Source organism: Frondihabitans sp. OV104, from assembly GCF_057787745.1.
In genome coordinates, this window is record NZ_CM173541.1 from 3,232,028 (window position 1) to 3,245,102 (window position 13,075).

At 72.5% G+C, this 13,075-nt stretch carries 15 protein-coding genes; 6 read left to right on the top strand and 9 right to left on the bottom strand.

The window, feature by feature from the left end; translation table 11 throughout:
• Nucleotides 1-3: 3 nt before the first annotated feature.
• Genes hemC through hemL form a run of 4 tightly spaced genes read left to right on the top strand, consistent with a single transcriptional unit; the run spans nucleotide 4 to nucleotide 4,101 of the window.
• Nucleotides 4-951, top strand: a complete 948-nt coding sequence (hemC, locus tag AC3CBB_RS15230; protein ID WP_488625250.1) for a hydroxymethylbilane synthase — start codon at nucleotides 4-6, stop codon at nucleotides 949-951.
• Nucleotides 948-1,754: a uroporphyrinogen-III synthase gene (locus AC3CBB_RS15235; protein ID WP_123506732.1), complete on the top strand. Its 807-nt coding sequence runs from the start codon at nucleotides 948-950 to the stop codon at nucleotides 1,752-1,754. The genes hemC and AC3CBB_RS15235 overlap by 4 nt, the downstream gene beginning before the upstream one ends.
• On the top strand, nucleotides 1,754-2,767 hold the full coding sequence (gene hemB, locus AC3CBB_RS15240) for a porphobilinogen synthase (protein ID WP_488625251.1): 1,014 nt from the start codon (nucleotides 1,754-1,756) through the stop codon (nucleotides 2,765-2,767). The genes AC3CBB_RS15235 and hemB overlap by 1 nt, the downstream gene beginning before the upstream one ends.
• Entirely contained in the window at nucleotides 2,764-4,101 is a 1,338-nt protein-coding gene (gene hemL / locus AC3CBB_RS15245) for a glutamate-1-semialdehyde 2,1-aminomutase (RefSeq protein WP_488625252.1), read from the top strand. The genes hemB and hemL overlap by 4 nt, the downstream gene beginning before the upstream one ends.
• 123 nt (nucleotides 4,102-4,224) lie before the next feature.
• On the opposite strand, the gene AC3CBB_RS15250 is transcribed toward hemL, so the two are convergent.
• The 6 genes from AC3CBB_RS15250 to AC3CBB_RS15275 all read right to left on the bottom strand — a co-directional run bounded on the left by AC3CBB_RS15250 (nucleotide 4,225) and on the right by AC3CBB_RS15275 (nucleotide 9,453).
• Nucleotides 4,225-5,082, bottom strand: a complete 858-nt coding sequence (locus AC3CBB_RS15250) for an ABC transporter ATP-binding protein (protein ID WP_488625253.1) — start codon at nucleotides 5,080-5,082, stop codon at nucleotides 4,225-4,227.
• Between the two features lie 8 nt (nucleotides 5,083-5,090).
• On the bottom strand, nucleotides 5,091-5,792 hold the full coding sequence (locus tag AC3CBB_RS15255; RefSeq protein WP_488625254.1) for a GntR family transcriptional regulator: 702 nt from the start codon (nucleotides 5,790-5,792) through the stop codon (nucleotides 5,091-5,093).
• 54 nt (nucleotides 5,793-5,846) lie between these two features.
• Entirely contained in the window at nucleotides 5,847-6,536 is a 690-nt protein-coding gene (locus tag AC3CBB_RS15260; RefSeq protein WP_123506736.1) for a GntR family transcriptional regulator, read from the bottom strand.
• Nucleotides 6,537-6,597: 61 nt separating this feature from the next.
• On the bottom strand, nucleotides 6,598-7,278 hold the full coding sequence (locus AC3CBB_RS15265; RefSeq protein WP_488625255.1) for a GntR family transcriptional regulator: 681 nt from the start codon (nucleotides 7,276-7,278) through the stop codon (nucleotides 6,598-6,600).
• A gap of 108 nt (nucleotides 7,279-7,386) precedes the next feature.
• Entirely contained in the window at nucleotides 7,387-8,376 is a 990-nt protein-coding gene (locus tag AC3CBB_RS15270) for an MDR family oxidoreductase (protein ID WP_488625256.1), read from the bottom strand.
• Nucleotides 8,377-8,427: 51 nt separating this feature from the next.
• On the bottom strand, nucleotides 8,428-9,453 hold the full coding sequence (locus AC3CBB_RS15275) for a 6-phosphofructokinase (protein WP_123507103.1): 1,026 nt from the start codon (nucleotides 9,451-9,453) through the stop codon (nucleotides 8,428-8,430).
• A gap of 102 nt (nucleotides 9,454-9,555) precedes the next feature.
• Between AC3CBB_RS15275 and AC3CBB_RS15280 the strand changes: the two genes are divergently transcribed.
• Nucleotides 9,556-10,170, top strand: a complete 615-nt coding sequence (locus AC3CBB_RS15280; protein ID WP_123506739.1) for a hypothetical protein — start codon at nucleotides 9,556-9,558, stop codon at nucleotides 10,168-10,170.
• On the opposite strand, the gene AC3CBB_RS15285 is transcribed toward AC3CBB_RS15280, so the two are convergent.
• Nucleotides 10,167-10,655, bottom strand: a complete 489-nt coding sequence (locus AC3CBB_RS15285; RefSeq protein ID WP_123506740.1) for a pyridoxamine 5'-phosphate oxidase family protein — start codon at nucleotides 10,653-10,655, stop codon at nucleotides 10,167-10,169. The two genes, AC3CBB_RS15280 and AC3CBB_RS15285, sit on opposite strands and share 4 nt — an antisense overlap.
• 10 nt (nucleotides 10,656-10,665) lie before the next feature.
• Nucleotides 10,666-11,541, bottom strand: coding sequence for an oxygen-dependent tRNA uridine(34) hydroxylase TrhO (gene trhO, locus AC3CBB_RS15290; protein WP_488625257.1), 876 nt, complete (start codon nucleotides 11,539-11,541; stop codon nucleotides 10,666-10,668).
• Nucleotides 11,542-11,580: 39 nt separating this feature from the next.
• Here trhO and AC3CBB_RS15295 point away from each other — a divergent pair, with 39 nt between their 5' ends.
• Nucleotides 11,581-12,573 (top strand): DNA-3-methyladenine glycosylase family protein, encoded by a 993-nt coding sequence (locus tag AC3CBB_RS15295; RefSeq protein WP_488625258.1) that lies wholly within the window; start codon nucleotides 11,581-11,583, stop codon nucleotides 12,571-12,573.
• Between the two features lie 7 nt (nucleotides 12,574-12,580).
• Here the strand turns inward: AC3CBB_RS15295 and AC3CBB_RS15300 are convergent, their stop codons facing one another.
• Nucleotides 12,581-13,039, bottom strand: a complete 459-nt coding sequence (locus tag AC3CBB_RS15300; RefSeq protein WP_158614247.1) for a MarR family winged helix-turn-helix transcriptional regulator — start codon at nucleotides 13,037-13,039, stop codon at nucleotides 12,581-12,583.
• Nucleotides 13,040-13,075: the final 36 nt, after the last annotated feature.

Genomic DNA, 13,075 nt, shown 5'->3' on the forward strand with positions numbered 1-13,075 from the left:
CCCGTGACAGCACTTCGAATCGGAACCCGGGCGTCGACCCTCGCCGTCGCCCAGTCCACTCTCATGCGCGACCGCCTCGCCAAGACGACCGGCCGCGAGGTCGAGCTCGTCGAGATCACGAGCCACGGCGACACGACGTCCGAGTCCCTCGCCTCACTCGGCGGCACCGGCGTCTTCGCGACGGCACTGCGCGACTCCCTGCTCGCCGGCAAGTGCGACCTCCTGGTCCACTCGCTGAAAGACCTCCCCACCGACCCGTTCCCGGGTCTCACGATCGGCGCGACCCCGGCCCGCGCCGATGCGCGCGACGCCCTGTGCGCGCGCGACGGGCTCACGCTCGACGCCCTGCCCGAGGGCGCTCGAGTCGGCACCGGCTCGCCCCGCCGGGTCGCCCAGCTGCTCGCCCGCCGGCCCGACCTCGAGGTCGTCGACATCCGCGGCAACGTCGACACGCGACTCTCGCGCGTCGGCGACGACCTCGACGCCGTCCTCCTCTCGGCGGCCGGCCTCGGCCGCATCGGCCGGCTCGCCGAGGCGACCGATCTCCTGTCGCTGGGCTTCTGGCCGAGCGCGCCCGGTCAGGGCGCCCTCGCGATCGAGGTCCGCGACACCGAGCTCGAGCCCGACCTGCAGAAGGGCCTCCGCGCTCTCGACCACCGCGAGACGCGCCTGACGGTCACGGCAGAGCGCTCGGTCCTCGCCGGTCTCGAGGCCGGCTGCGCGGCTCCCATCGGTGCGACTGCCGTCATCGACGCCGGGCTGCTCCTCCTGAGCGCGACGGTCTACAAGCCCGACGGCTCGCAACGGCTGACCGCGTCCCACGGCGTGACGCTCGAACCGGGCTCGCTCGCGACGCAGCTGATCGAGGTCGACGACGCCGCCGGGCGCACCGTCGCCGAGCTGCTCGACAACGGCGCGGCCGACCTGGCGCCGCTGGGCTCCGCATCATGAGCGAGCGGGGCTCCGCCGAGAAGCCGCTGCGCGGCGTCCGCGTGCTGGTGCCTCGCGGGGGCAAGTGGGGCGACAACGTCTCTGCGCGGCTGCGCGGCTTCGGGGCGTCCCCGGTGATCGCTCCGCTCATCAACTTCGCACCGACCGAGAACCGCCACGAGCTGATGGTGGCCCTGCTGCGGCTCGAGGCCGGCGACTACGACTGGCTCGTCGTCACGAGCGCCACGACCGTCGACGTGCTCATGGGCAACAGCATCCGCCCGGCGCCGACGACCCGGGTTGCCGCCGTGGGCGAGACGACGGCCGCCGCGCTGAGCCTCGCCGGCATCCGCGTCGACTTCATCCCCGAGGGCGACAACTCGGCCCGGGGCCTCGTCAAGGAATGGCCGTCGGCCCACATCAGCGGCCGGGTGCTGGTGCCGCAGTCCGAGATCGCCGAGCCGACCCTGGTCAAGGGGCTGGCCGAACGCGGACTCGAGCCCGAGTTCGTGGCCGCGTACCGGACGGTCGGAGTTCCTGCGACCCCCGAGGTCAAGGCCGCGGTCGCCGACGGCAGCATCTCGGTGATCCTCGTCACCTCGGGCAGCGTCGCCCGTCAGATCCACGAGCAGTTCGTCCCGCTGCCCGCCGGCACCCTCGTGGCCTGCATCGGCCCGCGCACCGCCTTCGACGCCCGCGCCGCCGGACTCCCGGTGCACCTCATCGCCGAGACCCGCTCCGCCGACTCGCTCGTCGAAGCCGTCGTCGACAACGCCCTGGCCGGCTGGCCGGAGCACCCCGATCCGCACACTGAGAGCAACTGATGTCGTCCTTCCCCGCCGTTCGCGGCCGCCGCCTCCGCACCACCCCGGCGCTCCGTCGCCTGGTCGCCGAGACCCGCCTCCACCCCGCCGATCTGGTGCTGCCCGTGTTCATCCGGGAGGGCATCTCGGACGAGGCGCCGATCGCCTCGATGCCGGGCGTCTCGCACCACTCGCTCGAGAGCCTCAAGCCCGCCCTGGCCCGTGCAGCCGAGGCCGGCATCGGCGGCGTCATGCTGTTCGGGGTGCCGCTCGACGAGAAGAAAGACGGCGCAGGAACGAGCGCCACCGACCCCGAGGGCATCCTCAATGCCGCAACACGGGCTGCTGTCGCCGAGGTCGGCGACGCGCTCGTCGTGCAGACCGACCTGTGCCTCGACGAGTTCACCGACCACGGCCACTGCGGCGTGCTCGGCGCAGGCGGCGAGGTCGACAACGACGCCACCCTCGAGCGCTACCGCGACATGGCCGTCGTGCAGGCCGAGGCGGGCTCGCAGCTCATCGCCCCCAGCGGCATGATGGACGGCCAGGTCGCCGCCATCCGCGACGCGCTCGACTCGCACGGGTTCGCCGACCGCGCGATCCTCGCCTATGCCGCCAAGTACGCCAGCGCCTTCTACGGGCCGTTCCGCGAGGCCGTCCAGTCGTCGCTCTCGGGCGACCGCCGCACATACCAGATGGACAACGGCAACCGACGCGAGGGCCTTCGCGAGGTCGGGCTCGACCTCGAGGAGGGCGCCGACATCGTCATGGTGAAGCCGGCGATGAGCTACCTCGACGTGCTCGCCGACGTCGCCGCGACGAGCGACGTGCCGGTGTGGGCCTACCAGATCTCGGGGGAGTACTCGATGATGCAGGCCGCCGCCGCGAACGGCTGGATCGACCTCGACGCCGCCAGCTACGAGAGCGTGCTCGGCATCAAGCGCGCCGGCGCGGACGCGATCCTGACCTACTGGGCCGTCGACCTGGCCGAGCGCCTGACCGGCCGCAGCGCTCCCGAGCGGAGCATCCGATGACCGCCAACGAGCAGGCCTTCGCGCGCGCTCGCGCGTCCATCCCCGGCGGCGTGAACTCGCCGGTCCGGGCGTACGGCTCGGTCGGGGGCACTCCGCGCTTCCTCGTCAAGGCGCAGGGCGCGTACGTCACCGACGCCGACGGCCGCGAGTACGTCGACCTCGTCGCTTCGTGGGGGCCCGCCATCCTCGGGCACGCCCACCCCGCCGTGGTCGACGCCGTCCAGTCGGCGGCGGCCCGCGGCCTCTCCTTCGGCGCATCGACGCCGGGCGAGACCGAGCTGGCCGAGATCGTGCGCGAGCGCGTCAGCGTCGGCGAGCAGCGGCCCATCGGCAAGATCCGCATGGTGTCCACCGGCACCGAGGCCACCATGACGGCCATCCGCCTGGCGCGCGGCTACACCGGCCGCGACCTGCTGGTGAAGTTCGCCGGCCACTACCACGGCCACTCCGACTCGCTGCTGGCCGAGGCCGGCTCCGGCGTCGCCACGCTCGCCCTGCCCGGATCGGCCGGCATCACGGCCGAGACAGCGGCGCAGACGCTCGTGCTGCCGTACAACGACCTCGACGCCGTGCGCCGGGCGTTCGACGAGCACTCGGAGCGCATCGCCGCTGTGATCGTCGAGGCAGCCGCCGCCAACATGGGCGTCCTGGCGCCCGATCGCGGCTTCAACCGGTCGCTCTCGGAGATCACGCGGCGCCACGGCGCGCTGCTGATCGTCGACGAGGTGCTGACCGGGTTCCGCGTCGGCCGCGCCGGCTGGTGGGGGCTCGAGGCCTCGCGCGTCGTGCCAGACGGAGCCGGCTGGGAGCCCGACCTCATCACGTTCGGCAAGGTCATCGGCGGAGGCATGCCGCTCGCCGCGCTCGGCGGCCGCGCCGAGATCATGGACTTCCTCGCGCCCCTCGGGCCGGTGTACCAGGCCGGAACCCTCAGCGGCAATCCCGTCGCCGTCGCCGCCGGAATCACGACCCTCCGCCTCGCCGACGCCGACGTGTACCGTGCGATCGACTCGGCCGCCGATGTGGTCGCCCGCGAGACCTCGGCCGCTCTCTCGCGCGAGGGCGTCGAGCACACCGTGCAGCGCGCCGGCAACCTGTTCTCGTTCGCGTTCACCGCGACCCCGCCGCGCAACTACGACGACGTGCGGGCTCAGCAGGCATTCCGCTACCCGCCGTTCTTCCATGCGATGCTCGACGCCGGAGTCAACCTGCCCCCGTCGGTGTTCGAGGCGTGGTTCCTGACGGCTGCGCACGACGATGCGGCGCTCGGGCGGATCGTCGACGCGCTGCCCGCGGCGGCGAGGGCTGCGGCCGCGGCGGTCGAGCCGCGCTAGCGGCGGTGGGCGGGTCGCGTCGGGCTGGCGGCGTCGAACCCGCCGATTCGGCTCGGCCCCGCCGGGGTTCGCGCGGGGGTGTGCCGATCCGGCGGGCCTAGCCCGCGCGTCGGGGCGGCGGGGTCACGCGCCGACGACACCAGCGCGCCGTGCCGCCCACCGCCCAGCCGTCCGCGTGATCTCGAGCGGAAAGTCGAACGCCGCCGACACCAGCTCGCTCGTCAGGACGTCGTCGGCCGGCCCGCGGGCGGCGATGCGCCCGTCGCGAAGGAGCATGGCGTGCGTCGTCGACGCCGGAAGGTCTTCGAGGTGGTGCGTCACGGTGACGCTCGCGATCGACGGGTGGGCCTCGCGCAGGGCGTCCACGGTCTCGAGCAGCTGCTCGCGGGCGGCGACGTCGAGGCCCGTGGCGGGCTCATCGAGAAGGAGGAGCGCCGGAACGGCGATGAGAGCCCGCGCGATGAGGGCGCGTCCGCGTTCGCCCTGCGAGAGGGTGCTCCAGCGGGCGTCGAGGCGGCGGGCGAGGCCGACGCCGGTGGCGAGTTCCTGCGCCCGGAGAAGGTCGGCCGGCTCGGCCTCCCACCGCGGGACCGGGTCGCTCGAACCGGTGAGGCCGGTCAGGACGACCTCGGTCACGGAGTTGTCGCCGAGCATGCGGTGCCTCGGGTCGACGTGGCCGATGTGGGTGCGGAGCTCGCGGAGCTCGACTCTGCCGAGCCGCCTGCCGAGCACGGTGACCGTGCCCGAGGAGGGATGGCCGAGGGCGCCGCACATCGTCAGCATCGTCGTCTTGCCGGCGCCATTCGGGCCGATCAGGGCCCAGTGCTCTCCGGCGCGGACCTCGAGGTCGATGTGCTCGACGAGGTTGCGCCCGGCGCGGGTGACCCGGACGTCGTCGAGTGCCAGGACGACGGGCGCGGTGTCGGCCGCAACGTCACCCACCGGGCCGGCGAGCCCGCCGGCGTCGTCGCCGCCACCCACCGTGCCGCTCAGCGGACCGGCGCGGCCTCGGGGAACACGCCCGCGGCCGAGGTGGCTCCGACGTAGTCGCCCAGGCCGTCGAACGCCGTCTCGAACGCCGCCGCCGCTGCCACGCCGTCGCGCTTCTCGACGCCCGAGCGGAGACGGGCGAGGAGGTCGCCCGAGATGTGGAACTCCACGGAGCGGCTGACGATGCTGAGGAGGAGGGCGGCTCGGTCTCCGACGGTCTCGAGGAGTCGGAACAGGCTCTTGCTCTGCGCGGCCGTCGCGATGATCTCGATGGCGCGGGCGAAGCTCGGGAGGCTCTCGGCTGCCAGCTTGCCCTTCGCGTCGCGGCCGACCGACGCGAGGAGGCTCACGACCTCGCGCGCCTCGGCGTCGCTCAGCTTCGGGACGCCGCGCCGGACGACGATCGCCCAGACGGCGAAGGCGGTCTCGGTGGTGTCGGCGAAGTCGGCCATGGTCGGCGAGATGACGCGCGTGTACCGGTTCGCCTCGATGTCGACGAGGCCGTAGTCGGCCAGCTTGGCGATGGCCTCGCGCACCGGCGTGCGAGAGACTCCGAGCCAGCGGACCAGCTCGTCGTCGTTCAGTCGCTCGCCGAGCTCGAGGGTGCCGTCGCCGATGGCGGCGAGCATCTTGTCGAAGACGACGTCGCGCAGGAGGCGGCGGGGTGCGGGGGCTTCGGTGTTCGGAACGGGAACAGGCATGCGTATGCGGCTTTCGGGTTCGGGTGCGTATCGGGTGGGCGCCGGAGCGCGGGGTCAGGCGGGGTAGATGCCGCTCTCGCGCACGGCGGCGTAGTAGTCGCCGAAGCGGTCGGGCTGGCCCGAGACGAGGTCGTGGGCCGTACGAGCATCGGAGGCCTCGACGGCGTCGCGGAGTCGGCGGCTCATCTCGATCGAGGCGTCCCACGGGAAGTGCCCCTGGGCGGCGGCGCGGCGGATGAGCAGGACGGTCATCGGCGCCGTCACGGAGTACAGGCGCGCCAGCATGGGGCTCTTCGCCGCCTCGAGCACCGTGACCGTGAATGCGTCGAGGTCGATGACGCTCTCGGCGGAGTGGGCCTCGAATGCCTTCACGCGCGCATCGAGGGCGGCCACGACGGACTTGCGGCTCGCGGCGTCCAGCTCGCCGACGCCGCGCAGCATGATGAGGGCCCAGACGTCGTAGCAGGCGCGCAGCGTGTCGACGAACTCGGCGAAGGTCGGAGCGATGACGCGCGTGTAGCGGTTGGCCTCGATGTCGACGAGGCCCTGCTCGGCCAGCTTGGCGATGGCCTCGCGCACCGGCGTGCGGGAGACGCCGAGCCAGCGGACCAGCTCCTCGTCGTTGAGGCGCTCGCCGAGCTCGAGGGTTCCGTCGAGGATGGCGAAGAACATCTTGTCGTAGACGACGTCGCGCAGCAGGCGGCGCGGCTCCTGGTTCTCGGGGGTGGGGACGGGGACTGGCACTGGGACTCCCTGAGGTCGTGCGGATGGGGGGTTGTACTGGCGGGTTGGTGCGAGGGCGGGCTCAGGCCGGGATCGCACCCGATCGCTGGACCGCCTGGAGGTGCGCCGTCGTGAGCTGCTGGTAGGTCTCGAAGGCGGCGATGACGGCCTCTCTGTCACGGGCCGTCGCGGCCGCGCGCAGCTGCTCGACGTAGTCGGCCGTGGCCTCCCACTGGAACTCGTCGAGGGCCGCCTGGATCATGAAGACGACGCGGGCGTTCAGCGTGGCCTCGAGCTGCGGCAGCAGAGGGTTGCCCGTGCGCGCGAGCGTGAAGCTCGTCATCGCGCCGATCCGGCTGACGGCCTCCGTGTCGTGCGCCGCCAGGTACGCGAGCGTCTGGTCGCACATCGCCGAGAACTCGCGGACGTCGTCGTCGGTGAACCGCGGGAACGCCCAGCGGGCGCTGAGCTCGTGGAAGCCGCCGAGCATCTGCACCGCGTGCTCGTACATCTCGAAGGTGGGGCGGACGATCCGCGTGTAGCGGTTCGCCTCCATCTCGACGAGGCCGTAGTCGACGAGCTTCGCGATCGCCTCGCGGATCGGCGTGCGCGAGACGCCGAGCCAGGAGACCAGCTCGTCGTCGTTGAGCCGCTCGCCCGCCTGAAGGGTGCCGTCCTGGATCGCCGCGATCATCTTCTCGAAGACGACGTCTCGGAGCAGACGCCGGGGCGCCGGGTTGTCGGGTCCGTTCGGGACAGGCATTCCTCACCTTCCATGCGGCTGAATGTATCGAGTATCTCAGACTCTAGGATACGCCGTACGGATTTGTCGAGCGGTCGGCGGCCTGGTCGATGACGTATCAGCGACCCGTCAGCGTCGCACGTCGACGACGGTCCGCCCCCGGACCCGTCCGCGCAGGATCTCGCCCGCCAGGCCCGGCACCTCGCCCAGAGCGACCTCGTCGGTCAGCGAGTCGAGCAGGTCGAGGTCGAGGTCGACCGCGAGGCGCTCCCAGGCGGTCCGCCGGAGCGCCGCGGGTGCATCGACCGAGTTGATGCCGTGCAGGGAGACCCCGCGGAGGATGAACGGCAGCACCGTCGTCGGCAGGTCGCTGCCCTGGGCCAAGCCGCACGCGGTGACAGCGCCGCCCCACTTCGTCTGCGCGAGCACGTTCGCCAGAGTCGCGCTGCCGACGGAGTCGACGGCTCCGGCCCAGCGCGGCTTCTGCAGGGGCTTGCCGGCGGCCGAGAGCTCGGCGCGGTCGATCACGTCGGCGGCGCCGAGCGACCGGAGGAAGTCCGCCTGCTCGGGGCGCCCGGTCGAGGCGACGACGCGGTACCCGAGTCGGGCGAGGAGTGCGATGGCCACGGATCCGACGCCGCCCGCGGATCCGGTGACGAGCACGTCGCCGTCGTCGGGCGCGACGTCGCGCTCGAGGCGCAGCACGCTGAGCATGGCGGTGAAGCCGGCCGTGCCGATGGCGGCGGCCCGGCGCGGGGTGATGTCCTCGGGGAGCTCGACCAGCGAGGCCGCGCTCACGTACGCCGTCTCGGCGTAGCCGCCGTGCCGGGTCTCGCCGAGACCTGCGCCGTTCACGACCACGCTGTCGCCGGGGGAGAACCGCCCGGCCGCGTCGCCCTCGGCGACTGTCCCGACCACGTCGATCCCCGGCACGAGCGGCAGCCGTCGGGCCACGCCGCGATCGCCCGTGAGCGCCATCCCGTCTTTGAAGTTGAGGCTCGACCACTCGACGTCGACGGTCACCCCGTCGGCGTCCGGGGATCCAGGGCGCAGGAACTCGGAGCCGACGTCCTGCACGGACGCCGACGCGGACTCGGTCACGACGACAGCTCGGGTCATGCCGCCACCGTACGCCCGGCCCCGTGGCGCTCCCCGGAGCGACCGCCTGCGCTACCCGAAGAGGATCGCCGCTTCGTCGTACCGGTTCTGCGGCACGACCTTGAGCGTGCCGAGCGCCTCCTCGAACGACACGTGCACGATGTCGGTGCCGCGCAGGGCCACCATCCGGCCCCACCGGCCTTCGACGACCGAGTCGCTGGCGGCCATGCCGAGGCGCGTCGCGAGCACGCGGTCGTAGGCGGACGGCGTGCCGCCGCGCTGGATGTGGCCCAGCGTAGTGGCGCGGGTCTCGATGCCGGTGAGCTCCTCGATGAGCGGAGCGAGGCGCTCGCCGATGCCGCCGAGGCGGGGTCGCCCGAAGGCGTCGAGGCCGCGCTCGGAGTGCGCGTCGTCGGACTCGTCGGGGACGAACCCCTCGGCCACCACGACGAGCGGCGCGCGGCCGCGATCGTAGGCGGACCGGACCCATTCGGCGAGCTGCTCGACGCTCGTCTTCTGCTCGGGGATGAGGATCGCGTGCGCGCCGGCGGCCATGCCCGAGTGAAGGGCGATCCAGCCGACGTGGCGGCCCATGACCTCGGCGACCATGCAGCGGCTGTGCGACTCGCCGGTCGTGCGGAGGCGGTCCATCGCGTCGACGGCGATCTGGACGGCGGTGTCGAAGCCGAAGGTGTAGTCGGTGGCGCCGAGGTCGTTGTCGACCGTCTTGGGCACGCCGACGATCTTGAGGCCGGCGTCGGTGAGGCGCTTGGCGGCGGCTAGGGTGCCCTCGCCGCCGATCGCGATCACGGCGTCGATGCCGCGGCGCTCGAGGTTCTCGGTGATGCGGTCGACGCCGCCGTTGCCCTCGAAGGGGTTCGTGCGGCTGGTGCCGAGGATCGTGCCGCCCTGCTTGGCGATGCCCTGGATCTCCTTGCGGCCGAGCGGGACCATGTCGCCCTCGACGACGCCGCGCCAGCCGTCGCGGAAGCCCACGAACTCCTGGCCGTGGATCTGCATGCCCTTGAGGACGGCGCCGCGGATGACCGCGTTCAGGCCGGGGCAGTCGCCGCCGCTCGTGAGGATTCCGATTCGCATCATTGCTCTCCGTGCTCGCGCGGTCGGGAGTGGGGGCCGCGGTGGCTCCATCATGGCGCACACACGCTCATCGTGGAGCCGGGGCGTATTAGGGTCGAGTCGATGTCAACTCCCAGTGGCGACGACCCGCGGTACGCGCGCTTCCGGCGCGGCGCGAGCACCCCGTCGGCGTCCGCCGCGCCCCCTCCCGCCCCGCCGCAGTACGCCGGGCCCGAGGCCGGGTCGCCGTACGCGCCGCCGCCGCTCGCGAAGCCCGACGCGGCCGCGGGAGCGGCGGGTGCCCCGGCGACGCTGTGGGGGCCTCCCGGCGAGCCGGAGACGACGGTGGCCGGCCGAGTTCCTGCGCCCGATCAGCTCTTCGCCGCCGAGCTCGGCGGCGCGCAGGCCCAGCCCCTCTACGAGACGCCGTCGTACGACTGGCTCCCGGTCGACGCCGATCCCGGCCGCGGCTCGGGCATCGCGTCGATCGCCGTGGGCATCTTCGTCGGCATCGTCGGGCTCTTCATCGGCATCCACTCGCTGCGCAAGTCGCGCTCCGTCGGCCTCGCCGGCACGGTCGGCATCGTCGGGATCGTGGTCTCGTCGCTGAGCATGATCCTGTTCGGGGCCTACGTCGGCTCGTGGATCAAATACGAGGCCGACCTCGCGTCGCAGTGCGCGCAGGTCGGCCCCGGTCAGTACTTCACGTCGTCGGGCGACGTCGTCACCTGCAGCTAGAGCTGGATGGTGGCGTTCTCGCCGACGTTCTCGGGGTGGCCGCCGGTCGCCGCCGCCTTGGCGTACTTCAGCAGCGTGATCGCCTTGGGCTCGGTGCTGGTCCACGACTCGACCGTGTGGGCCTCGACCTCGAGCAGGGCGACCTGAGGGTCGTCGCGGCCCTGGTCGAACCAGGCCTCGGCGCCGGTGTTCCAGAGCTCGTCGATCTTCGCGGCGTCGGTGGTGAGCGACGCCGTACCCGAGATCGACAGCCAGCCCTTCGAGGTGTCGACGCCGACGTTGACCTGCGGGTTCGACTCGATGTCGTGGACCTTGTGGCTGTCTTTCTGCACGAAGAACCACACGGAGCCGGCGAAGTCCTGGTCGACGAGCGCCAGCGGACGGCAGACGAGGTGGCCCGCCTCGTCGACGGTGGTCAGCAGGCCGATCCGCGCCTTGTCGAGCACATCGGCGACGGTCTTGATCTCTTCAGCTGTAGCAGTCATGGATCGCACGCTACGCCGCGGACGCGTGCTCCTCGCACAGGGGATTCCGAGGCGTGCACGCGTCGCAGACGACCAGGCGCTGCCGGCACGACGGGTCGGCGCAGTTCTGCAGGTGCGACGTCGTCTCGCCGCAGACGGCGCAGGTGCTCAGGATCGCCGTGTGGTCAGAGAACCGCACCTCTTCGCGGCCGTCGAAGACGTACAGCGGCCCCTCCCACAGTCCGTCGTCGCCGAAGCGCTCGCCGTAGCGGACGATGCCTCCGTCGAGCTGGTACACCTCCTGGAAGCCGCGGTCGACCATCAGCGAGGAGAGGACCTCGCAGCGGACGCCGCCGGTGCAGTAGGTGACGACGGGCTTGTCTTTGAGGTGGTCGTAGCGGCCCGACTCGAGCTCGGCGACGAACTCGCGGGTGTTCTGCACGTCGGGCACGACCGCGCCCTTGAAGCGGCCGATCCTCGCCTCGAACTCGTTGCGGCCGTCGAAGAACGTCACGTCTCTGCGCGCCACCAGCTCGTGCAGCGCGTCGGGGTCGAGACGCGTGCCGCCGCCGACGACCCCGTGCTCGTCGACCCGGAGCTCGCCGGGCGCGCCGAAGCTGACGATCTCGTCGCGCACCTTGACGCTGAGCTTCGGGAAGTCGGAGCCTCGGCCCTCGCTCCACTTGACGTCCATGTCGCGGAAGGCCGGGTACTCGCGGGTCGTGCGGAGGTAGCGCTTCACATCGGGCAGGTCGCCGCCGACGGTGCCGTTGAGGCCGTCCTTCGAGATGACGATGCGGCCGGTCAGCCCCAGCGACTCGCAGAGGTCGCGCTGCCACAGCCGGATCGCGTCGGGGTCGGGCAGCGGCGTGAACACGTAGTAGAGCAGGATCTTGGGGGTCGCCACCCGAGCATGGTAGTCGGTGGCTGCGGTTAGCCTTCTGGCATGTCGATCGCCGCTCAGCCCGCCTCCTCGGACGCAGCGGTGCCGAGTGGGGCGGTGCCGCTAGCGCCTGTGGCGGCCGGCCCGGCGATCTCGACCGTGTACCGGCCCGAGTCGGTCGTGTCGGTGCTGCCGACTCTGCGCCCGCTGATGCGCGGCATCGGCGACCCGGCGTTCCGCGTCGTGGGCGATTCCGTGTGGAGGGGCGTCCGCACCCCCGTGGGCCCCGCCACCGTGTGCCTGTCGGGCGGCCGAGACGGCGTGCGCGCGACGGCCTGGGGGCCGGGCGCCGAGTGGGCGATCGACGGCATCCCCGAGCTGATGGGCCGCGGCGACGACTGGTCGGGCCTCGACGTGTCGGGCACCGAGCTGCTGCGCGAGGCGCGGAGGCGCAACCCCGGGCTGAGGCTCACCCGCACCAACCAGGTCGTGCAGATGCTCGTGCCCGCCGTGCTCGAGCAGAAGGTGACGAGCCGCGAGGCGTGGCGCGCCTGGCGCACGCTGGTCCGCGCCCACGGGACGACCGCACCCGGTCCGGCGCCCGAGGGGCTCGTCGTGCCGCCCGACGCCGCCACCTGGGCGCGCATCCCGAGCTGGGAGTGGCATCGGGCCGGCGTCGGGCCGCAGCGGTCGGCCACCGTCATGCGCGTGTGCGCCGTGGCGGCCGGCCTCGAGCGCACCCTCGCGCTCGGCCGGGGCGGCGACGAGATCCAGCGCCGCCTGCGCTCGGTCGTCGGGGTCGGCGTGTGGACCGCCGCCGAGACCAGCCAGCGCGCGCACGGCGACGCCGACTCGCCCAGCGTGGGCGACTACCACCTGCCGGCGCTCGTCGGCTGGGCCCTCATCGGCAAGCCCGTCGACGACGACGGGATGCTCGAGCTGCTGGAGCCGTGGCGTGGCAATCGGGAGCGCGTCATGCGCCTGATCGGCGTGAGCGGCTTCAGCAAGCCGAAGTTCGGACCCAGAATGACGATCCAGGACCACCGAGACCACTGACTGCGCGTCAGGGGCGGGCGTCTTCGCCGATCGCCTCGACGACGCGCTTCGAGAACTCCTGAAGCAGCGGCGCCGAGTCGCCGAGCACGTCGACGAAGTACGTCCGTATCGCCTCGTTGTGCCCGCGGCTCGCCTCGAGCATCGCGCGCCGGCCGTCCGGCGTCAGCTCCACCCAGGTGCCGCGGCCGTCCTGATCGCAGTCGCTGCGGCGCACGAGGCCGCGCTTCTCCATGCGCGTCACCTGGTGGCTGACGCGACTCTTCTCCCAGCCGATCTGCTCGGCGATGTCGCGCACGCGGAGACGTCGATCGCTCGATCGGCCGAGCCCCGCGAGGATCTCGTACTCCGGCGCCGACACGCCCGAGCCCTCGTGCAGACGGAGCTCGAGGGCGCGGTCGAGCCGTCGGCGCATCACGTAGAAGGCATCCCAGACGGCCCAGTCGTCTTCCGTCAGCTCGTCGGCCATTCGCCCAGTGTAGGGAGGGGTGCGCGGCATATCCTC